Raw genomic sequence first — 19,025 nt, 5'->3', positions numbered from 1 at the left:
CCGGTCCTCGCGCTACATGACGCCGGATTTTAGGGGCACGAAGAGCACAGCCTCATGCAGGCTGCGAACAAAGCGCGAACCCGCGGCGTCGCGGACATGGTCGATCAGCACCAGCACCTGGCCGCGACCGCTGGGCGCGGTCATCGGCGCGACGAGCCGGCCGCCCGGTGCGAGCTGGTCCAGCCACGCTTGTGGGATGTCGTCGCCACCGGCGGCGGCAATGATGCTGTCGTAGGGCGCGGCAGGCGGATGCCCGAGCATGCCGTCGCCGTAGATCAGGCGGATGTGGGGCTGGCCGACGAGGTTGGCGCGGGCCTTGTCATGCAGCGGCCGCAGACGCTCGATCGACACGACCTGTTTCGACAGTTGCATCAGCAGCGCGGCCTGGTAGCCGCAGCCGGTGCCGATCTCCAGCACCTTGCCCAGATGCCCGCGCTGCTGCGCGCCGGGCGCGGCCAGCATCAACGCCATCATGCGGCCGACGACGGAGGGCTTGGAGATGGTCTGCCCATGGCCGATCGGCAGGCTGGTGTCCTCGTAAGCCTGCGTGGCCAGCGCGGAGTCGACGAACTCATGCCGCCGCACCGAGGTCAGCGCCTGCAGCACACGCTCGTCGCCCAGGCCCTCGCGCCGCAGGCGCTGCACCATGCCGTGGCGCACGCCGGCCGAATCGAGCCCGAGCCCGCTCGGCGGCGTCTGCCGCGCCTTGATCGCGGCGGCTTGCTGCCAATGGCCTTGCGGCTTCAATGGCTCGCGCGCCTCTGCCGCCGCGGCGGCGGCGGAGGCGCCGGCACGCGGTGTGCCAAGCTGGTTCAGCGACAGCGGGAACCGCTTGGGCCGCGGAGGCAGCGAGGTCATGGACGTCCGTCGCTGCGCAGCCGCTGGCTCCAGGCGCCGAGCGTCGCGTGTTCGGTGAGGTCGACCTGCAGCGGCGTGACCGACACGGCGCCGTTGGCGGTCGCGTGGAAGTCGGTGCCCTCGCCCGCCTCGCGCGCATCGCCCGCCGGGCCGATCCAGTAGATCATCTCGCCGCGCGGGCTGCGTTGCTGGATGGTCGCCTCGCTGGCATGGCGGCGGCCCAGGCGCGTCACGCGACGCGGCAAGGCCGCGGCATCGGCGCGATTGGGGATGTTCACGCTCAGCAGGAAGGGCTGCGCCAAACCGCCGGCAATCACGTCCTGCACCAGTTGCCGCACCACCGCGGCGGCGGCGTCCAGGTGCCCCCAGCCCTTCTCGACCTGTGAGAACGCGATCGACGGGATGCCGAACAGATACCCTTCGGTGGCCGCGGCGACGGTGCCGGAATAGAGCGTGTCATCGCCCATGTTGGCGCCATTGTTGATGCCGGACAGGACCAGATCCGGGCGATAGTCCAGCAGGCCGGTCAGCGCCAGGTGGACGCAGTCGGACGGCGTGCCATTGACGTAGCGGAAGCCGTTGGCGGCGGTATAGACCGACAGCGGGCGGCTGAGGGTCAGGGAGTTGGACGTGCCGCTGGCGTTCTGCTCGGGCGCGATCACTTCGATCTGCCCGAGCCCTTCGCACGCGCGGACCAGGGCGTGCAGGCCGGGGGCCAGATAGCCGTCGTCGTTGGCGATGAGGATGCGCATGGGCGGCATTGTAGGCAGGCCGTCACCTCAGCGACGCCGGGGCACACCCTCGCTGCCTATCATCCGCCCGGCCCCCGCGGGCCCCTGCGACACCACCCGCGCGGACCCGCGGCGAACGCGTTCCCGAACCCAGATCGACCCCGCCGCCCCGCGCGGCCGGGCCGGCGAACCAGGAGACCCCCATGAAGGCATGGCTGTGCGAGAACCCCGTCGGCGTCGAGGCGCTGCAATGGAAGGACCTGCCGTCGCCGCAACCCGGCCCGGGACAGCTCAAGGTGGCGATCAAGGCCGCCAGCCTGAACTTCCCCGATCTGCTGATCATCCAGAACAAGTACCAGATGAAGCCGCCGCTGCCCTTCGTCCCGGGCACCGAATTCGCGGGCGTCGTCGAGGCGGTCGGTGACGGCGTGACCGGCTTCAAGCCCGGCGACGCGGTGGCCGCGTTCACCGGCACCGGCGGCTTCGGCACCGAGGCGCTCGTGCCCGCCGCGCTGGCGCTGCCGCTGCCCAAGGGCTTCCCGTTCGAGGACGCCGCCGCCTTCATCTGCACCTATGCCACCAGCCATCACGCGCTGATCGACCGCGGCGCGCTGAAGGCGGGCGAGACGGTGCTGATCCTGGGCGCGGCCGGCGGCGTCGGTACGGCGGCGATCCAGATCGCCAAGGCGGCCGGCGCGCGCGTGATCGCGGCAGCCTCGTCCGACGAGAAATGCGCCCGCTGCCGTGAGATCGGCGCCGACGCCACCATCAACTACGTCTCCGGCTCGCTGCGCGACGAGATCAAGGCGCTGACCGACGGCAAGGGCCCGGACATCGTCTACGACCCGGTCGGCGGCGATCTGGCCGAAGCGGCCTTCCGCTCGATCGCCTGGCGCGGGCGCCACCTGGTGGTCGGCTTCGCGCAAGGCACCATCCCGGCGCTGCCGCTGAACCTCGCGCTGCTCAAGGGCGCCTCGCTGGTGGGCGTGTTCTGGGGCGAGTTCGCCAAGCGGGAGCCACAGCACAACGCGGCGATGATGATGACGCTGGCCCAGTGGTATGCGGCAGGCAAGATCCGTCCGGTCATCGATCAGGTGCTGCCGATGGCACAACTGCCGCAGGCCTTCGCACGCATGAGCACGCGGCAGGTCGTCGGCAAGCTGGTGGTCGTCAACGGCTGAAGGTCACCCACCGGCGCTCGCCACCCCCCTGAACCGGGCGGCCATCGGGCCGCCCCACCCTTCTTCACGGGGCATGCAAGCGGGGGGGCCCCTGCTAGGATGCCAGGTAGCTTCTGCTATCCACACCATGGCCGTCAAAGTACTCATCGTCGAAGACAACCCCGTTGCCCGCAGCTTCCTGTGCCGGGTTGTCCGCGAGAGCTTCAGCGACGGCATGGAGATCACCGAAGCCGGCGACCTGGAAGGCGCCCGCCGCCAGCTCGCGAAGGTCGAGGCCGATGCGGGCGCGACCAACGGCAACGGCTTCAAGCTGATCCTGATCGACCTGGAACTGCCCGATGGCAACGGCATGGAGTTCCTCGGCGAGCTGGCCGGCAAGCCGGCCGTCAAGATCGTCACCACGCTTTATTCCGACGACGACCATCTCTTCCCCGCCCTGCAACGCGGTGCCGACGGCTACCTGCTGAAGGAAGACCGCTTCGAGGTGCTGGTCGAGGAACTGCAGCGCATCGTGCGCGGCCAGCCCCCGCTGTCGCCGGCGATCGCGCGCCGGCTGCTGTCGCACTTCCGTCCGGGCTCGAGCGGCGATTCGGGACCGATGGGATTGAACTCCGGCTTCGGCACGCTGACCTCCAGCGCAGTTCCCAGCGGCCGTGGCGTGACGCTCGATCCCGCGCCGGAATGGGAACGCCTAACCCCGCGTGAGAACGAGGTGCTGACCTACCTCAGCAAGGGCTTCACGATCAAAGAGATCGCGAACCTGATGGGCATCAAGTGGTTCACGGTGAACGACCACATCAAGTCGATCTACAAGAAGCTCAACGTCTCCAGCCGCGCGGAAGCGGCCGTGCTGGCGAGCAAGCAGGGCCTGGTCTGACGCCTGGCGCGCGTGACGCGCCGCCGCGCAACCCGGGCTGCTACCAGCTGCTGAATCGCAGCCATTGACCGCACCCCATCCCAAGGCAATCAACGCCACTCGACGAACTGCGAGAGGCGCGCCTTGCCGCGCCGCGTGACATCTCCCGACGCTCCCGTTCTGTCGCGCAAATCGACGCACAAAACAAAACGCCGACAGGACCTGAATCCTGTCGGCGTTTCTTATTCGGTGGGGTGGCTAATGGGACTCGAACCCACGACAACCAGAATCACAATCTGGGACTCTACCAACTGAGCTATAGCCACCGGAGAAGCCTTAGATTATGGCTGAAATTCTCCTCTGTGGGAAGCACTTTCTGGGGATCTTTTGAATATTCTTCAGAGACCCGTCCAGCGCTTCCCTCGCGCCGGTCAGTTGACCGGTGCGGAGGCCGCGGTCGCCTTCAACGCCGCCGGCTTGATCGTGGCCTTGTATTCGGCCTTCAGCACGTTGTAGTAGCTCTGCATTTCGGCAGCGCCCCACGCCTGCGCGTACTGGCTGGCGGCGCGCGTGGCGTCGATCAGCGCCGGGTCGCGCGGCAGCACCTTGGCGATGCGCACGACCAGGAAGTTGCCCTCGCCGGCATCAACGCCCACGTACGCCGGCAGCTTGCCAGCGTCGGCACGCATCACCTGGTCCAGCGCCTTCTGCGGCAGCGGACCCGGCTTGGCACGAGACACCGTCAGCGGCTCGCTCAGGCCCTTGGCATCGCCGCCGCCCTTCTGCAGCTCGGCCAGGCGCGCCTGGCCGGCCTTCACGGCGGCCTGCGCGGCATGGTCACCGACCCACGCGGCGGCCACCGCCGCCTTCACGTCGGCCAGCGCCGGCAGGCGGGCCGCGTTGTGCTTGACGACGCGCGCCGACACCAACTGGTTGCCGCCGGCCTCGATCGCTTCGGTGTTGCGCTTGTTGTTCAGCGAGTCACCGGTGAACACCGCGTCCAGCAGCTTCTGCGAGGCCAGCGGACCGGTCGCACCCGGCGCCGGCTTGCGTTGCACGGTCGCCTTCTGGATCGTCAGCTTGAACTTGTCGGCCGCCGGCTTGAGGCTGTCGCTCTGCTCGTAGACCGTGTTGCCGAAGTCCTCGGCCAGCTCGGTGTAACGCTTTTGCGCCAGCTGCTTGCGCAGGTCGGCTTCGATCTCGGCCTTGACCGAGTCGAACGGGCGCAGCTCGCCGCCACGCACGTCGGTCAACATGATGATGTGATAACCGAAATCAGACTGCACCACGTTGCTGATCTCGCCCTTCTTCAGCGCGTAGACGGCGTCCTCAAACGGCTTGACCATCGCGCCCTTGCCGAAGTAATCCAGATCGCCACCACGCTCGGCGGAGCCCGGGTCGTCGGAGTTCTTGCGCGCCAGGTCGGCGAAGCCGGCCGGGTTCTTGCGGGCGTCGGCCAGCAGTTGCTCGGCCTTGGCCTTCGCCTTGGCCTTGTCCGCGGCGGACATGTCGGCGCCGGCCTTCACCAGGATGTGGCTCGCGCGACGCTCCTCGGCGAGCGTGAAGCGGGCAGAGTTTTCCTTGTAGAACTTCTGCACGTCGTCCGGATTGACCGTGACACCGGCCTGCAGCGCGGACTGGTCCAGCGCGACGTATTCGATGTCGGCGCTCTCCGGCAACTGGAACTTCACCGACACCTTCGGATCCTTGTAATAGGTCTCCAGGTCGGCATCCGTCGGCTTCAGCGTCGCGGCGAAGTCCTTGGCGGCGAAGCCCTGGAACTGCAACTCGCGCTGCTGCAGCAGCGCGTCGAAGGCGAGACCGGCGCTGGCCTGCGTCGGCAGCGAGCTCTGCGCCACCGGGGCCAGCACCGAGTTCATCTCCAGCTCCTGGCGCAGACGCACCAGGAAGCTGTCGACGGTCATGCCCTGGGCGGCCAGGATGGCCTTGGCCTCGGGGCCGCGCAGCGCGGCCAGTTGCGGGTCGGTGCGGATGATGTCTTCGAGCTGCTTGTCGCTGATGCTGCGATGCTCATTGCGCACGACGGCCGCCAGCACGCGTTCGCGCACCAGGTTCTCCAGCACGTTCTTGCGCAGCTCGGGCGAGTCGAGCAGCTTGGGGTCAGCGGTGGGCATCTGCGCGCGCATGCGCTCGACCTGCTGGCGCTGCGCGGCATCCCATTCGGCCTGCGTGATCTTGGCGCCGTCGACGGTCGCGATGGCGGCGTTGCTGCCATCCAGGAAGCGGCTGTAGCCCTCCACACCCAGCAGCACGAAGGACGGCAGGATCAGGATGAGCAGCACGAACTGAAACAGCCGGGTGTGCTTGCGTACGAAATCAAACATCAACAACCTCAGGTCATCGCGAGAGAGACAACACGTCCGGACATCGGCGACATCCGGCCACGCGCTGCCGCCGCCCGGACGGGCGGCGTCACATACGACAAAGGCGAACCTGGGTTCGCCTTTGCGCCGCGGCATTCTAGCCTCGGGAATGGTGGGCGCTGACGGTCTCGAACCGCCGACCTACTCCGTGTAAAGGAGCCGCTCTACCAACTGAGCTAAGCGCCCGAGGATTCTTGCTGTCGCCACCGGCCCGCGCCGCCGCTCGCGCGACGGCAGGTCCGGCATCGACCGTTCAGTTCACCGCGTCCTTCAGGGCCTTGCCCGGACGGAACTTGGGGACCTTCGCCGACTTGATCTTGATCGCTTCGTTGGTACGCGGGTTGCGGCCGGTGCGCGCGGCGCGCTTGGTGACGCTGAAGGTACCGAACCCCACCAGCGACACGGTCCCGTTCTTCTTGAGCGTCGTCTTCACACCACCGATCACCGCTTCCAGCGCACGCCCCGCGGCGGCCTTGGAGATGTCCGCCTGCTTGGCGATGTGCTCGATCAATTCGGACTTGTTCACGAAGGTACCCCCTCTTTGGTTTCACCGCGGCGACGCGTCCGGCCCGCAGGCCCTCTGGACAAACATCGCCGGACGCCGATCCGGTCGCGGACTCCAGGACGGATGCACGCGTTGAACTGCATCTCGATGACCGCCCGGAGCAGCGCGGGAAGCGGATTCTAGACGCATTGCGGCGCGCGACCGATCAGGGAGAAGTCCCGATACAAAGGGCGCGCCCGCTTGTCGCCCAGGGGATGGCGCGATGCCGCCGGATGCGCTCCATGCCGGCCGCGGACCGTCACGTGGCCGGCCCTCAGCGCGCCTTGGCGCGGATCTCGGGCAGCGCCTTCTGCAGGTAATAGACCATCGACCAGATGGTCAGCACCGCCGCCAGATAGATCAGCCAGGTGCCCCACAGCCGCGTGTTGATCATGCCGAACAGCAGGCCGTCGTACAGCAGGAACGGGATGGCAACCATCTGCACCGTCGTCTTGACCTTGCCCAGCACGTGCACCGCGACCGAGCGCGACGCGCCGATCTGCGCCATCCACTCGCGCAGCGCGGAGATCGCGATCTCCCGCCCCACGATCACCAGCGCCACCAGCGCGTCGACGCGCTGTTGCTCCAGCAGCACGAGCAGCGCCGCGCAGACGAGGAACTTGTCCGCCACCGGATCCAGGAACGCGCCGAAGGACGAGGTCTGGTTCAGCTTGCGCGCGAGGTAGCCGTCCGCCCAGTCGGTCAACGCCACCGTGATGAAAAGAACGGTGGCCAGCAGGTTCTGATGGGCAGGGGCCATCTGCAGATGGAACACCCCGACGATCAGCGGGATGGCCACGATGCGGGCCCAGGTCAGCAGGGTAGGCAGCGTCAGGAACATGGTGCGGCATTGTGCCCACGTTTCACGCGCCGGCGCCTCTTAATCGTCGAGGGTGCGCGGCTTGAAGCGGCGGTCGTCGTCGAAGAGGAACACCTCGTTGAACTTCCACGGATGCGGCAGGCGGCTCACGTCGCCATACGGCGCGGCCTTGCGGACGGCGGCGATCGCCAGCTCGATGGTGTCCTCGGCCTGGCTCGGACGACGCAGCACGCGGATGGCCTTCACGCTGCCGTCGCGGTTGAGCTCGACCTCCAGCACCGGGATCGCCAGCAGCACCGCCGGCACCTCGCCCATGTAGGTGCCGTCGGGATTGGCGGCGACCATGCGCTCGGCGGCCTGCCGGCGCAAGTCCTCATGGCTGGACACCGCATGCGGCGCGGCCAGCGGCAGGCCGCGCTGCGGCCCGGCCGCGGCGGGCGTCGCCACGGGCGCCACCGGCACGGATCGCGCCGGTTCGGGCGCAGGCGCCGAGGGCGCTCGCGGCGTCGGACTACCACAGCCCGCCAGCACCAACGCGACGGCGAGCTTCGCCGCCCAATGCGAGCCTCGACGCCAACTGCGATGCGGCCCTGCCCCACGTGTCACCGCTTTGCCGGACAGGCCGGTGCTTCCATTCATCTCGTTCATGCTCGATCCCAACAACATCATCACGCCCGCCACCGTTCCACGGACCGGGGACGCCCGCCTCGCGGCGCCGTCAATGCAGCGCGCGATAGATCTCTTCAGCCAACTCGCGCGAGATGCCCTTCACGTTCGCCAGCTCCTCGACGCTCGCACCGGCCACGCCGCGCACGCCGCCGAAGCGCTGCAGCAACTGCGCGCGCTTCTTGGGCCCGACGCCGGGCACGTCCTCCAGCCGCGAGCCGCCGGTGCGGATCGACGCGCGCTTGGCCCGCATGCCGGTGATGGCGAAGCGGTGCGCCTCGTCCCGGATCTGCGCGACCAGCATCAGCGCCGCCGAGTCGCGACCGAGGTAGACCTTCTCGCGCCCATCCGCGAAGACCAGCTCCTCCAGACCGACCTTGCGGCCCTCGCCCTTCTCGACACCGACGATCAGCCCCAGGTCCAGCCCGAGCTCCTCGAAGACCTCGCGCGCCATCGACACCTGGCCCTTGCCGCCGTCCACCAGCACCAGGTCGGGCAGACGGCCGGTGCCATTCTGAGCGGCCTCGGCCATCTTGCTGTAACGGCGTGTCAGCACTTGCCGCATCGCGGCGTAATCGTCGCCGCCGGTGATGCCCTCGATGTTGAAGCGGCGGTACTGGCTGCTCTGCATCTGATGGCCCTCGAAGACCACGCAGGACGCCTGCGTCGCCTCGCCGGCGGTGTGGCTGATGTCGAAGCACTCGATCCGGAACTTGTCCAGCTCGACGACGCTGAGGTCCAGCGCATCGACCAGCGCGCGCGTGCGGGCCTGCTGCGAGCCTTCCTCCGACAGCAGCCGGGCCAGGGCCAGCTCCGCGCCCTTCGCGCACATCTCCTGCCAGATGCGGCGCTGGCCGCGCGGCTGCGCCTGCGTCGTGACGCGATAGCCGGCCTGCAGGCTGAGCGCCTCGGCCAGCGCGCCGTCGACCGGGTGCGACAGCACCAGCAGCGACGGCACCGACATCTCCAGGTAGTGCTGCGCGATGAAGGCCTCCAGCACCAGACGCTCCGGGCTGGGCGGCTCGACGCTCGTGTCGCCTTCGGCCGGCGTCAGGTCCTCGTCGTCGAGCAGGCGCACCGCGGTCGCGTCGTCGACGTGCTTCGGGAAGTAGGCGCGATCGCCCAGATGCCGGCCGCCGCGCACCATCGCCAGGTTCACACAGGCCCGGCCGCCCTGCAGCTTCACCGCCAGGATGTCGACATCGCGGTCGCGGCCGGTCGCGCTGTTCTCGTCGACGGCCTGCTGCTGCAGCACCTTGGACAGCGCGGTGATCTGGTTGCGCAGCTCGGCCGCGAGCTCGTACTCGAAGCGCTCGGCGTGCTGCATCATCTGCGCCTGCAGGCCGTCCATCACCTCCTGTGTCTCGCCGAGCAGGAAACGCTCCGCGTTGCTGACGTTGCGGCGGTACTCCTCGGTCTGCCCCTCGGGCACGCAGGGCCCGGTGCAACGATGGATCTGGTACAGCAGGCAGGGGCGGCTGCGGTTATTGAAGACAGTGTCCTCGCAGGTGCGCAGCCGGAAGACCTTCTGGATCAGCTGGATCGACTCCTTCACCGCCCAGGCGCTCGGGAACGGGCCGAAGTAGCGATGGCGTCGATCGACCGCGCCGCGGTAGTAGCTGATGCGCGGCCACGCGTGGCCGGACAGGCGCAGGTAGGGGTAGCTCTTGTCGTCGCGGAACAGGATGTTGAACCGCGGGTTGAGCGCCTTGATCAGGTTGTTCTCAAGCAGCAGCGCCTCGGCTTCGGTGCGCACCACCGTCGTCTCCAGCCGCGCGATGCGCGCGATCATCATGCCGATGCGCGTGCCGCCGTGGTCCTTCTGGAAGTAGCTCGAAACACGCCGCTTCAGGTTCTTCGCCTTGCCGACGTAGAGCACCTGATCCTGCGCGTCGAAGTAGCGATAGACCCCAGGCAGCGCCGGCAGCGCCAGCACCTCGGCCAGCACGCGCTCGCGGGCGTCGCGGGCCGCCTGCTCCATGTCGGCGACGCGGCGGGTCTCGGCGGCCTCGATGGCTGCGCTCTGCGTGTTCCACGCCTCGGCGTGCGACGGGGTCGGCGCGGGATCGGCCGCCGCAGGATCAGCGGGGGCGGCAGGAGTAGTCGGCATGGACGGAACGTCGCCGGAAGGATTCGTCTCCGGCACTTCGCTGGTGCCGGGTTGGGTCGTGCTCATGGGGCGGGATTGTGCCGCCGGATAATTCCTCGATGGCCGACGCGACCCCGACTCCCCTGCCCGACACCCGCCCTGCGCTCCGGACTGCTGCCAAAACCGGCGCGACCTGGGACCTCTTCTGCCGCGTCATCGACAACTATGGCGACATCGGCGTCTGCCTGCGCCTGGCGCGCGACCTGGTTGGCCGTGGCGAGCAGGTGCGGCTGTGGTGCGACGACCTCGGCCCGCTGGCCTGGATGCAGCCGACGCCGGTCGAGCGCCTCGCCTGCCTGCCCTGGCCAGGCAGCGAGCACGCCGAGCCCGGCGACGTCGTGATCGAGACCTTCGGCTGCGAGCTGCCGGCGCCCTTCGTGGCCGCGATGGCGGCGCGCGCGGTCAAGCCGGCGTGGATCAACCTCGAATACCTCAGCGCGGAGAGCTACGTCGAGCGCAGCCATGGCCTGAAGTCACCGCAGTTCTCCGGTCCCGGCGCGGGGCTGGACAAATGGTTCTTCTACCCCGGCTTCACCGCGCGGACCGGTGGCTTGCTGCGCGAGCCACTCCTGGTCGATGCCTCGGACCGCCACGACGCCCCGCGCTGGTTGGCCGAGCGCGGCTGGGCGCCGGCTGGCGGCGAGCGGGTCCTGAGCCTCTTCGCCTACCCGCATGCGCCGCTGGCCGGGTTCCTGGACGCGCTGGGCGCCGGCTGGCTGTTGCTGCTGTGCCCCGGCGCGCCGCAAACCGAGTTGCCGCCGCTGCTGCGCGCCGGCCAACGCGCGATCGCCTTGCCCCCTCTGACGCAGGCGGACTACGACCGGCTGCTCTGGTCCTGCGACCTGAACCTCGTGCGCGGCGAGGACTCCTTCGTCCGCGCGCAATGGGCCGGCCGGCCGATGCTGTGGCAGATCTACTTCCAGCACGACGGGGCGCACGGCCCCAAGCTGGAGGCCTTCCTCGACCGCCAACTGGCGGGCGCGCCACCGGCGCAAGCGGCCGGATGGCGCGCGCTGTCGCGCGCCTGGAACGGCCTCGCGCCCTGGGACGAGGCCAGCGCCGGCGCCCTGCGCGCGCTGCCCGAGGCCACCGCGCTCGCCCGCGCCTGGCGGGACGAATTGAGCGCGCAACCGGATCTCGCCACCCAGCTTCAAGCGTTCGCGTCCCGCGCCATAGGCCTTTCAAGCTAGAATATGCGGCTTTTCGCGTCCACAACGCGTGACAACCCAAGGCGCTTCGCGGCGACCTGGCGCTGCTCACGGGACGCGCCACACCGCCGGAACAGTTCGGATCGATGCAAGCATCCATGTGACTGTGACCGGACCCTTTTCCCGGAATCATCATGAAGATCGCTCAAGAAATTCGCGCCGGCAACGTGATCATGCACGGCAAGGACCCCATGGTCGTGCTGAAGACGGAATACAGCCGCGGCGGCCGCAATGCCGCGACCGTGCGCATGAAGCTGAAGAGCCTGCTGAACAACTCCGGCACCGAAGTCGTGTTCAAGGCCGACGACAAGATGGACCAGATCATCCTGGAGAAGAAGGAGTGCACCTACACCTACTTCGCCGACCCGATGTATGTGTTCATGGACACCGAGTACAACCAGTTCGAGGTGGAAGCCGAGAACATGGGCGACGCGATCAACTACCTGCAGGACAGCATGGAAGTTGAAGTGGTGTTCTACGACGGCAAGGCCATCTCCGTCGAACTGCCGACCAGCGTCGTGCGCGAAGTCACCTGGACCGAGCCGGCCGTCAAGGGCGACACCTCGGGCAAGGTCCTGAAGCCCGCCAAGATCGCTACCGGTTTCGAAATCCCCGTGCCTATCTTCGTGGCGCAAGGCGACAACATCGAAATCGACACGCGTACCCACGAGTACCGCAAGCGCGTCTGAGCCCCACCGGCTCCGCCAACGAAAAAGCAGCCCTCGGGCTGCTTTTTTCATGGGGCGTCGCGACGGTGGCGCGCAATGCCCTCGACGCCTCGACGCGGGAAAGCGCGGCATCGCGCCGCCCTTCCCCGTCGGCGATCACGCCGCGGCGTGACGCGCCTTGTTGCGCTTGTTCTTGCTGGCGTTCGCGACCTTCTTCGAGCCGGACTTGTCCGACGACGCGTGCTGCGGATGCTTCTTCGCGTGCGACTTCTTGGCGGCGTGCTTGCTGCCCTTCTTCGTCGGCTTGGCCTTCGCGGCCTTGTGCTTGCCCGCCTTGTCGGCCGGCTTGACCGCCGGGGCGGCCATGTCGGCGTGAGCGGCCGGGATCGGTGCCGTGGCGGGCGGCAGCGGGGCGCCTTGGGCTTGGGCCAGGGTGGCCAGCAACGCGGTGCTCAGGGCGGCGATCAACGACTTCATGACGATTCCTTCTGTGAGACAACAAACGCGCCCGCCCATGAACGGAGAGCGGGCCGGCGCGGTGTGCGCGAGTCTAGCGCCCCACCGCCGCCTTCGGCTTCAAACGAACTCGCCCTGGCGTAACCATTTCGTGGCGACCCACTTCTCGCCCTCGACGACCGGCGCGCCGCCGTGCAGGGTCAGCGTACTGGGATCGGGGCGGTCGTAGCTGAAGAACACCGCGTTGCCCTTCTGCGCCATCACGTCGAGCTTGATGTCGGGGAAGACCGTCGCGCCGCCGCGCTCCGGCGTGTTCAGGTACATCACCAGCGTCGCGACACGCTGGCCGCCGCGTTGCAGGATCGCGTGGCTGCTGGCGTGGCGCGGGTCGAAGTAGTCGTAGTGCGGCTGGTACTCGGCGCCGGCGCGATATCGCAGCACCTGCAGGCCCTCGCCGTTGCGCACCGGCCAGTTCAGCAGCGTGGCGATGCGGCGCTCGATGCGCGCGACCACCTCGTTCTCGCCGCGCTCGAAGAACATGCCTTCGCTGGTGCGCGCCGAGTTGACCTCGCTGCCCTCGCGCTGCGCGGCCACCGTCTCCGACCGCGCCAGGCGCGCCCGTCCGGCGGTGACGATGGCGTCGCACTCCGCCTCGCTCAGCAGGCCGCCGAACACGATCACCCGCGGACGCTGCAGCGCCATCACGATCTGCACGCGATGGCCGTCGGGCAGCAACACGCCGCGCTGGTCGCCGAAGTCGGGCTCGGGCAGCGAGCCCGGCGCGATGGTCGGCTCCGGCAGGTCGGGCAAGGACAGCGGCGGCTCGAACGGACGATGCTCCGCCAGCGCCTGCTGCGCCATGTCGGCCTGCCAGCCGCTGGACAACATCGCCTGGTACAGCGCTTCGCGCGAAATGCCGTTGCGCAACTGCGCGGCCACCCATTCACGCAGCTCGGGAGTCAGGAATTGCGAGGTGCTCATGGTCACGACGGTATCAAAGGTCGGTCAAGCATCGGACAACCAAAGTCAGGCCGCCAGCCGGGGTTTCGACCCGGGCCGGCGTCCATCCGGCCTCACTCCGCGACGCGGCGGCGGAAGACCAGCCGGTCGGGATCGCTGGCCTGCGGCGCATGCGCATAACCGTCGACCGCGAAGTCCAGCAGGCCAGCCGGCGTGCCGATGCGGTGGTCGATGGCGTATCGCGCCATCAGGCCGCGCGCCCGCTTGGCGAAGAAACTGATGATCTTGTAGCGGCCGTTCTTCCAGTCTTCGAACTGGCATTCGATGACGCGCGGCTTCAGCACCTTGCGCGCGGCGGCCTTGAAGTACTCCTGCGACGCCAGGTTCACGATCACCGGTGCCTGCAACTGCGCGCACTGGGCGTTCAGGTGCTCGGCGATGGTGTCGCCCCAGTACGCGTAGAGATTGCCGCCACGCTCGTTCTTCAGCGCGGTGCCCATCTCCAGGCGGTAGGGCTGCAGCCGGTCCAGCGGACGCAGCACGCCATACAGGCCCGACAGGATCGCCAGATGGCACTGCGCCCACTGCAGATCATCGAGCGACAGCGTCGACGCGCGCAGGCCGTCATAGACGTCGCCGTTGAAGGCCAGCACGGCCGGCTTGCTGTTGCGGTCCGTGAAGCGCGTCGACCAGGCCCGGTAGCGCGCCTGGTTCAACGACGCCAGCGCATCGGAAATGTCCATCAGCGCGCCGATGTCGGCCTGGCTCTTGGTCTTGAGGATCTCGATCAGCTCGGCCGCCCGCGGCACGAACTGCGGCCGCCCCGCCAGCGCGGCGACGGCATCCGGCACGGGGGTGTCGTAGTCGAGGGACTTGGCGGGAGAAATCACATACAGCATGGGGCGCGATTGTCGCGCGAACCAGCAGCAAGACCTGCCCCCAGATGCGCGAAGGCCGCCCGGAGGCGGCCTTCGATCGACGCTTGGCGGCGGATTACTTCGCCAGCAGCGTGTTGACGGCCGTCACGTCCTCGGGACGCAACTGGCCCGAGGCCTGGCGCAGCTTGAGGCTGTTCACCACCACGTCGTAGCGCGCCTTGGCCAGGTCGCGCTGGGTCGTGTAGAGCTGCGTCTGCGCGTTCAGCACGTCCAGGTTGACGCGCACGCCGACCTTGTAGCCCAGTTGCGTCGCTTCCAGCGCCAGTTTGGAGGAGGCCTCCGCCGCCTCGTACGCCTTCACCTGCGCCTGCAGCGACTGCACGCCGAAGAACGCGCGCTTGGTGCCTTCCTCGACGCTGCGACGCGCGAAGTCCAGGTCGTTGCGGGACTTCTCTTCCAGCGCGACGGTTTCCTTGATGCGGTTGGTGATCGCGCCGCCGCTGTAGATCGGCATGTTGATCGCCACGCCCAGCGACCCCTGCGTCGTGTTGCCGGTGTAGCTGACGCCCTGCCCCGTCTGGCGTTGCAGGCCCAGCGTGGCGTTCAGGTCGACGGTCGGCAGGCGCGAGCCCTTCGCGCGCTCGATCTCCTGCTTGGCGATGTCCAGGCCCAGTTGCGCCTTGCGGATGGCCGGGTGGCCGCCCTCGGCCTGGGTGACCCAGGGGTCGACGCTGGACGGCGTCACCGGCGGCAGCGCCACCGGCACGGCCAGCGGCCGGGGCTGCACGCCGACGCGGCCGACCAGTTGGTCCAGCGTCACGCCCTTGACCCGCAGGTCGTTGTCAGCGGCCAGTTCCTGCGCGGTCGCGAGGTCATAACGGGCCTGCGCTTCGCGGGTGTCGGTGATGGTCGCGGTGCCGACCTCGAAATTGCGCTTGGCCGAGGCCAGTTGCTCCGCGATCGCCGCCTTGTTGGCGCGCGAGGTGCCCAGCGCGTCCTGCGCCGCCAGCACGTCGAAGTAGGCCTGGGCGATGCGCACGATCAGGTCCTGCTCGGCCGTCTCCAGGTCGGACTGGGCCACGTCCACGCCCAGGCGGGCCTGCTCGATGCTGCCCTGGTTGGGGCGGTTGAAGACAGCGTACTTGGCGCTCAGGCCGGCGTTGCTGGTGGTGTTGCCGATGCGGCCGGGGGCGACGTTGTTCGGCGGATCCAGCTCGGTGCGGGTGGCGCTGACGCCCAGGCCGACCGAGGGACGCGCCAGCGCGAGCGCCTGGCCGTAGCGGTACTGGGCCGAGTCCGCCGTCGCGCGGGCGGCCAGGTAGGTGGCGTCGTAGGCGCGGGCCGCGTCGTACAGCTCTTGCAGGCTTTGCGCCCGGGCCGCGCCGGCCGTCAGGGCGAGCGCCGCGACCAGGAGCGTGACCCGCGGCAGGCGGGAAGTCGGAGACGTACGGCGATCAGCGGCCATGAGGCATCCTCGTATCTATGTAATGTTCTCGGATCGATTCAACGTCGCACCGTCGGCGGTCCGCGCCGCGGCGATGCGATCAGTACCTTGGCACCGACGGGTCGATCTCCTCCGACCAGGCGTCAATGCCGCCGGCGAGGTTATAGACCACATCGAACCCCTGTCTCGAAAGAAATGCGACGACTTGCAGACTTCGCACCCCGTGATGGCAATAAACCGCGATGGGCTGCTCGAGGCCGAAATCGCGCTCGAGTTCCTCCACCCGCTGCGGCACCTGCCCCATCGGCACATGCCGCCAGTCAAGACCCGGCACGTCGATGCGGGCGAGCGCGACCTCCCACGGTTCGCGCACGTCCAGCAGCAGCGCGCGCGGCGAACCGCCGGCCAGCGCCGCCACCTGATGGACGTCCAGTTCCCGCATCACGCGCCGCCGGTCTGGATCAGAACGTGAAGTGCGAGAGCGTGTCGAAGCCGTCCAGGCGCTGCACGACGGTCTCGAAGAGGATCTCGGTCTTGAACTCGCGCTCGCCGACGCGGGTGATGATGCGGGCCGTCATCGCGGGCTCGTCGCCGACGATCACGCCCATGCGGCCGCCGATCTTGAGCTGGTCCAGCAACACCTGCGGCGCCTGCGGCACCGAGCCCGACAGCAGGATCACGTCGAACGGCGCCTCGGCCGGCAGGCCCTTCGTGCCGTCGCCCTCGACGACGGTCACGTTCAGCACGCCGTTGCGGCGCAGCGCGTCGCGGGCGGCGCCGGCCAGTTGCGCGTCGCGCTCGACGCTGAACACCTGCTGCGCCTTGTGGCCCAGCAGCGCCGCCTGATACCCGCTGCCGGTGCCGATCTCCAGCACCTTCTCGTGGCGCTCGATCTGCAGCTCCTGCATCCAGCGGGCCTCGACGCGCGGGGGCAGCATCTTCTGGCCGTTGGCCAGCGGCAACTCGACATCGGTGAAGGCCATGTCGCGGTACGCGGCCGGCACGAAGTCCTCGCGCTTGACGACGGCCAGCAGCGCCAGCACCGTGGGATCCAGCACGTCCCAGGGGCGGATCTGCTGTTCGATCATGTTGAAGCGGGCTTGTTCGTAGTTCATGTTCAATCCTCCGGCGGCCCCATGGCGTGCCGATGCGGCCGGTATTCTAGGCGGGTGACCGGGGAGCGGACGGCTCCCGCGGGCGGTTGAGAAGTCCCTCGAACATCAATTCGAGCTGCAGCGCCAGGACCTGCTCGGCCGGCGGCTTGTGGGAGTGCGCCACCTCCGCCGCGCCCATCGAGTGCTGGTGCAGCACCAAGTGCAGCACCGGGCCGATCAGCACCAGCACCGTCGTCTCGGGGTCGACGTCGCGGAACTCGCCCGACGCGATGCCGCGGCGCACCACCTCGGCCAGCAGCCCGCAACTGGGCTCGATGACCTCGTCCTGGTAGAACGCGGCCAGTTCCGGGAAGTTGCGGGCCTCGCTCATCATGATCTTGTGGATGCCGCCGGCGGGCGTCAGTCCCATGCGCTCCCACCAGCTCCAGAGCATCCAGCCCAGCAGTTCCGCCATCGAGCCCTGGTGCTTGCCCAGTTCTTCGACGCCCTCGGCGATCTTGGCGCCGATGGCTTCGCGCACCACGGCCTTGAACAGCTCTTCCTTGGACGGGTAATAGAGGTAAAGCGTCCCCTTGGACACCCCCGCGCGCTTGGCCACTTCCTCCGAACGGGTGGCCGCGAAACCCTTCTCGACGAACAGCGCCAGCGCCGCCTCCAGCAGTTCCTGCGGACGGGCCTCCTTGCGGCGCTGCCTAGAGGAGGCCGGGGCCGCCACCGACTCGGCGGTCGAATCAGAGACCGGATCGCCGACCGCATCGGACGCCGACGCGAAGGCGCCGGCCGGTGCCGGGGCGGACGTGGAAACGGACGCCGGAGCGGGCGCCGTGGGGGGCGATGAACGGGATGCGCGAGGCATGGGCGATGGGCGGATGCGCGATGCAACTAACTGACTAACCGGTCAGTACTGTAGCCCCGGGCTTTCGGGCCGGTCAAGCCGGGTCATGTCCGAAGTCATGCCGGCCTGCGTTCGACGCCCATGCCGGGGCTCTGCCGGCATCGTTCCGGGGTGATTGCCGCGTCGGCGCGAGGCGGCATCGGCTGCGGCCGGACTCGCCATCCCAGACCCGGGACGAGGCGCCCTGAAGCGACGCTGAAGACCTTCACGGGATCCTCACAAACGGGCCCCCTCGCCCGGGTGCTGCACCGCACCAGAGGAGGCCCGCGGCGCGGCTATCATCGCGGCCGGCTGCCTCCGGACCCGAGCGAGGCGCCGCTCATGGAGCCGAAGTTTTGGACACTGTGCTGCTGATCAAGGCCGCGATCATGGGGATCGTGGAAGGCCTGACCGAATTCCTGCCGATCTCGTCGACGGGCCACCTCATCCTGGCGGGCTCGCTGCTCGGCGGCTTCGAGGACGCCCGCGGCAAGGTCTTCGACATCGCCATCCAGACCGGCGCCATCCTGGCCGTCGTCATCGTCTACTGGCAACGCCTGCGCGAGACCGCCGCCGGTCTGGGCAACGACGCCCGCGCGCGCCGCTTCGTGCTGAACGTGCTGATCGGCTTCCTGCCGGCCGTCGTGCTGGGCCTGCTGTTCGGCAAGGTCATCAAGGAGCACCTGTTCACGCCCATCGTCGTGGCCAGCACCTTCATCATCGGCGGCGTGATCATCCTGTGGGCCGAGCGCCGCCCGCAGAGCGCCGTGCGCATCCAGGACGTCGACCAGATGTCGCCGATGGACGCGCTGAAGGTCGGCTTCGTGCAATGCCTGGCGATGGTGCCGGGCACCAGCCGCTCCGGCGCGACCATCATCGGCGGCATGCTGCTGGGCCTGTCGCGCAAGGCGGCCACGGACTTCAGCTTCTTCCTGGCGATCCCGACGCTGATCGGCGCCGGCCTGTACAGCCTCTACAAGGAGCGCTCGGTGCTGTCGACGGGGGACATTCCGCTGTTCGCGGTGGGTCTGCTGTTCTCCTTCATCAGCGCGTGGATCTGCGTGCGCTGGCTGCTGCGCTACATCGCCAGCCACAGCTTCGTGCCCTTCGCCTGGTACCGCATCGCCTTCGGCATCGTGGTCCTGGTGACCGCCTTCACCGGCGTCGTGACCTGGGCGGATTGAGCGCGCCGGCCCGGGGCCGGCGCGGGAATGACCGAACGCCTAAAATGCC

The 19,025-nt window shown here is 68.6% G+C and carries 19 protein-coding genes and 2 tRNA genes; 5 read left to right on the top strand and 16 right to left on the bottom strand.

Annotated features, from left to right (window positions below):
• Window positions 1–12 precede the first annotated feature (12 nt).
• A complete protein-coding gene (locus CDN99_RS06275) occupies window positions 13–858 on the bottom strand; it encodes a protein-L-isoaspartate(D-aspartate) O-methyltransferase (RefSeq protein WP_088383741.1) in 846 nt (281 codons plus the stop codon).
• Window positions 855–1,610 carry a 5'/3'-nucleotidase SurE gene (gene surE, locus CDN99_RS06270; protein ID WP_088383739.1) on the bottom strand — a complete coding sequence of 252 codons (756 nt, stop codon included), beginning with the start codon at window positions 1,608–1,610 and terminating at the stop codon, window positions 855–857. Before surE ends, CDN99_RS06275 begins: the two co-directional genes overlap by 4 nt.
• A 182-nt stretch (window positions 1,611–1,792) precedes the next feature.
• On the opposite strand from surE, the gene CDN99_RS06265 reads away from it, so the two are divergent.
• Entirely contained in the window at window positions 1,793–2,770 is a 978-nt protein-coding gene (locus CDN99_RS06265) for an NADPH:quinone oxidoreductase family protein (protein WP_088383737.1), read from the top strand.
• A 127-nt stretch (window positions 2,771–2,897) separates the two neighbouring features.
• Window positions 2,898–3,647: a LuxR C-terminal-related transcriptional regulator gene (locus CDN99_RS06260; RefSeq protein ID WP_088383735.1), complete on the top strand. Its 750-nt coding sequence runs from the start codon at window positions 2,898–2,900 to the stop codon at window positions 3,645–3,647.
• 229 nt (window positions 3,648–3,876) lie between these two features.
• On the opposite strand, the gene CDN99_RS06255 is transcribed toward CDN99_RS06260, so the two are convergent.
• From CDN99_RS06255 to uvrC, 7 genes are all read right to left on the bottom strand, one after another.
• Window positions 3,877–3,952 (bottom strand) — tRNA-His (locus CDN99_RS06255).
• Window positions 3,953–4,057: 105 nt separating this feature from the next.
• Window positions 4,058–5,971, bottom strand: coding sequence for a peptidylprolyl isomerase (locus CDN99_RS06250; RefSeq protein ID WP_088383733.1), 1,914 nt, complete (start codon window positions 5,969–5,971; stop codon window positions 4,058–4,060).
• A 149-nt stretch (window positions 5,972–6,120) separates the two neighbouring features.
• Window positions 6,121–6,196, bottom strand: a tRNA-Val gene (locus tag CDN99_RS06245).
• Between the two features lie 67 nt (window positions 6,197–6,263).
• The gene (locus CDN99_RS06240; protein ID WP_067270581.1) at window positions 6,264–6,536 is read right to left on the bottom strand and encodes an HU family DNA-binding protein; all 273 of its coding nucleotides are present in this window, start codon (window positions 6,534–6,536) and stop codon (window positions 6,264–6,266) included.
• Window positions 6,537–6,828: 292 nt separating this feature from the next.
• On the bottom strand, window positions 6,829–7,395 hold the full coding sequence (pgsA, locus tag CDN99_RS06235; RefSeq protein ID WP_088383731.1) for a CDP-diacylglycerol--glycerol-3-phosphate 3-phosphatidyltransferase: 567 nt from the start codon (window positions 7,393–7,395) through the stop codon (window positions 6,829–6,831).
• A 39-nt stretch (window positions 7,396–7,434) separates the two neighbouring features.
• The gene (locus CDN99_RS06230; protein WP_238139399.1) at window positions 7,435–7,821 is read right to left on the bottom strand and encodes a hypothetical protein; all 387 of its coding nucleotides are present in this window, start codon (window positions 7,819–7,821) and stop codon (window positions 7,435–7,437) included.
• A 271-nt stretch (window positions 7,822–8,092) separates the two neighbouring features.
• A complete protein-coding gene (gene uvrC, locus CDN99_RS06225) occupies window positions 8,093–10,021 on the bottom strand; it encodes an excinuclease ABC subunit UvrC (RefSeq protein WP_238139421.1) in 1,929 nt (642 codons plus the stop codon).
• Between the two features lie 227 nt (window positions 10,022–10,248).
• On the opposite strand from uvrC, the gene earP reads away from it, so the two are divergent.
• Window positions 10,249–11,379 (top strand): elongation factor P maturation arginine rhamnosyltransferase EarP, encoded by a 1,131-nt coding sequence (gene earP, locus CDN99_RS06220; RefSeq protein ID WP_088383727.1) that lies wholly within the window; start codon window positions 10,249–10,251, stop codon window positions 11,377–11,379.
• A gap of 152 nt (window positions 11,380–11,531) precedes the next feature.
• Entirely contained in the window at window positions 11,532–12,086 is a 555-nt protein-coding gene (gene efp, locus CDN99_RS06215; RefSeq protein WP_088383725.1) for an elongation factor P, read from the top strand.
• A gap of 135 nt (window positions 12,087–12,221) precedes the next feature.
• Here efp and CDN99_RS06210 read toward each other — a convergent pair whose 3' ends face one another.
• The 7 genes from CDN99_RS06210 to CDN99_RS06180 form a co-directional block, all read right to left on the bottom strand.
• Window positions 12,222–12,542 (bottom strand): hypothetical protein, encoded by a 321-nt coding sequence (locus CDN99_RS06210; RefSeq protein WP_088383723.1) that lies wholly within the window; start codon window positions 12,540–12,542, stop codon window positions 12,222–12,224.
• A 99-nt stretch (window positions 12,543–12,641) separates the two neighbouring features.
• Window positions 12,642–13,502 carry a 2OG-Fe(II) oxygenase gene (locus CDN99_RS06205; RefSeq protein ID WP_088383721.1) on the bottom strand — a complete coding sequence of 287 codons (861 nt, stop codon included), beginning with the start codon at window positions 13,500–13,502 and terminating at the stop codon, window positions 12,642–12,644.
• A gap of 92 nt (window positions 13,503–13,594) precedes the next feature.
• A complete protein-coding gene (gene yaaA / locus CDN99_RS06200) occupies window positions 13,595–14,380 on the bottom strand; it encodes a peroxide stress protein YaaA (protein ID WP_088383719.1) in 786 nt (261 codons plus the stop codon).
• 94 nt (window positions 14,381–14,474) lie between these two features.
• Window positions 14,475–15,824: a TolC family outer membrane protein gene (locus tag CDN99_RS06195; RefSeq protein ID WP_088383717.1), complete on the bottom strand. Its 1,350-nt coding sequence runs from the start codon at window positions 15,822–15,824 to the stop codon at window positions 14,475–14,477.
• A gap of 79 nt (window positions 15,825–15,903) precedes the next feature.
• Window positions 15,904–16,245 (bottom strand): rhodanese-like domain-containing protein, encoded by a 342-nt coding sequence (locus CDN99_RS06190; RefSeq protein WP_088383715.1) that lies wholly within the window; start codon window positions 16,243–16,245, stop codon window positions 15,904–15,906.
• A 19-nt stretch (window positions 16,246–16,264) separates the two neighbouring features.
• Window positions 16,265–16,918 (bottom strand): protein-L-isoaspartate O-methyltransferase family protein, encoded by a 654-nt coding sequence (locus CDN99_RS06185; RefSeq protein ID WP_088383713.1) that lies wholly within the window; start codon window positions 16,916–16,918, stop codon window positions 16,265–16,267.
• A 46-nt stretch (window positions 16,919–16,964) separates the two neighbouring features.
• Window positions 16,965–17,774 (bottom strand): TetR/AcrR family transcriptional regulator, encoded by an 810-nt coding sequence (locus CDN99_RS06180; RefSeq protein WP_088383711.1) that lies wholly within the window; start codon window positions 17,772–17,774, stop codon window positions 16,965–16,967.
• Between the two features lie 374 nt (window positions 17,775–18,148).
• On the opposite strand from CDN99_RS06180, the gene CDN99_RS06175 reads away from it, so the two are divergent.
• On the top strand, window positions 18,149–18,976 hold the full coding sequence (locus CDN99_RS06175; protein WP_088383709.1) for an undecaprenyl-diphosphate phosphatase: 828 nt from the start codon (window positions 18,149–18,151) through the stop codon (window positions 18,974–18,976).
• Window positions 18,977–19,025: the final 49 nt, after the last annotated feature.

Source organism: Roseateles aquatilis (genome assembly GCF_002205645.1).
In the GTDB taxonomy this organism is placed as follows: Bacteria; Pseudomonadota; Gammaproteobacteria; order Burkholderiales; family Burkholderiaceae_C; genus Roseateles; species Roseateles aquatilis.
Note: the sequence above shows the minus strand (reverse complement) of the source record. Positions and strands in the feature narration are given on the sequence as shown.

Excerpts from the sequence above, each read along its gene's own strand:
- CDN99_RS06275 (WP_088383741.1), bottom strand. The coding sequence starts at position 858 with ATGACCTCGCTGCCTCCGCGGCCCAAGCGGTTCCCGCTGTCGCTGAAC.
- surE (WP_088383739.1), bottom strand. The coding sequence starts at position 1,610 with ATGCGCATCCTCATCGCCAACGACGACGGCTATCTGGCCCCCGGCCTG.
- CDN99_RS06265 (WP_088383737.1), top strand. The coding sequence starts at position 1,793 with ATGAAGGCATGGCTGTGCGAGAACCCCGTCGGCGTCGAGGCGCTGCAA.
- CDN99_RS06260 (WP_088383735.1), top strand. The coding sequence starts at position 2,898 with ATGGCCGTCAAAGTACTCATCGTCGAAGACAACCCCGTTGCCCGCAGC.
- CDN99_RS06250 (WP_088383733.1), bottom strand. The coding sequence starts at position 5,971 with ATGTTTGATTTCGTACGCAAGCACACCCGGCTGTTTCAGTTCGTGCTG.
- pgsA (WP_088383731.1), bottom strand. The coding sequence starts at position 7,395 with ATGTTCCTGACGCTGCCTACCCTGCTGACCTGGGCCCGCATCGTGGCC.
- uvrC (WP_238139421.1), bottom strand. The coding sequence starts at position 10,021 with ATGGAGCAGGCGGCCCGCGACGCCCGCGAGCGCGTGCTGGCCGAGGTG.
- earP (WP_088383727.1), top strand. The coding sequence starts at position 10,249 with ATGGCCGACGCGACCCCGACTCCCCTGCCCGACACCCGCCCTGCGCTC.
- efp (WP_088383725.1), top strand. The coding sequence starts at position 11,532 with ATGAAGATCGCTCAAGAAATTCGCGCCGGCAACGTGATCATGCACGGC.
- CDN99_RS06210 (WP_088383723.1), bottom strand. The coding sequence starts at position 12,542 with ATGAAGTCGTTGATCGCCGCCCTGAGCACCGCGTTGCTGGCCACCCTG.
- CDN99_RS06205 (WP_088383721.1), bottom strand. The coding sequence starts at position 13,502 with ATGAGCACCTCGCAATTCCTGACTCCCGAGCTGCGTGAATGGGTGGCC.
- yaaA (WP_088383719.1), bottom strand. The coding sequence starts at position 14,380 with ATGCTGTATGTGATTTCTCCCGCCAAGTCCCTCGACTACGACACCCCC.
- CDN99_RS06195 (WP_088383717.1), bottom strand. The coding sequence starts at position 15,824 with ATGGCCGCTGATCGCCGTACGTCTCCGACTTCCCGCCTGCCGCGGGTC.
- CDN99_RS06190 (WP_088383715.1), bottom strand. The coding sequence starts at position 16,245 with ATGCGGGAACTGGACGTCCATCAGGTGGCGGCGCTGGCCGGCGGTTCG.
- CDN99_RS06185 (WP_088383713.1), bottom strand. The coding sequence starts at position 16,918 with ATGAACTACGAACAAGCCCGCTTCAACATGATCGAACAGCAGATCCGC.
- CDN99_RS06180 (WP_088383711.1), bottom strand. The coding sequence starts at position 17,774 with ATGCCTCGCGCATCCCGTTCATCGCCCCCCACGGCGCCCGCTCCGGCG.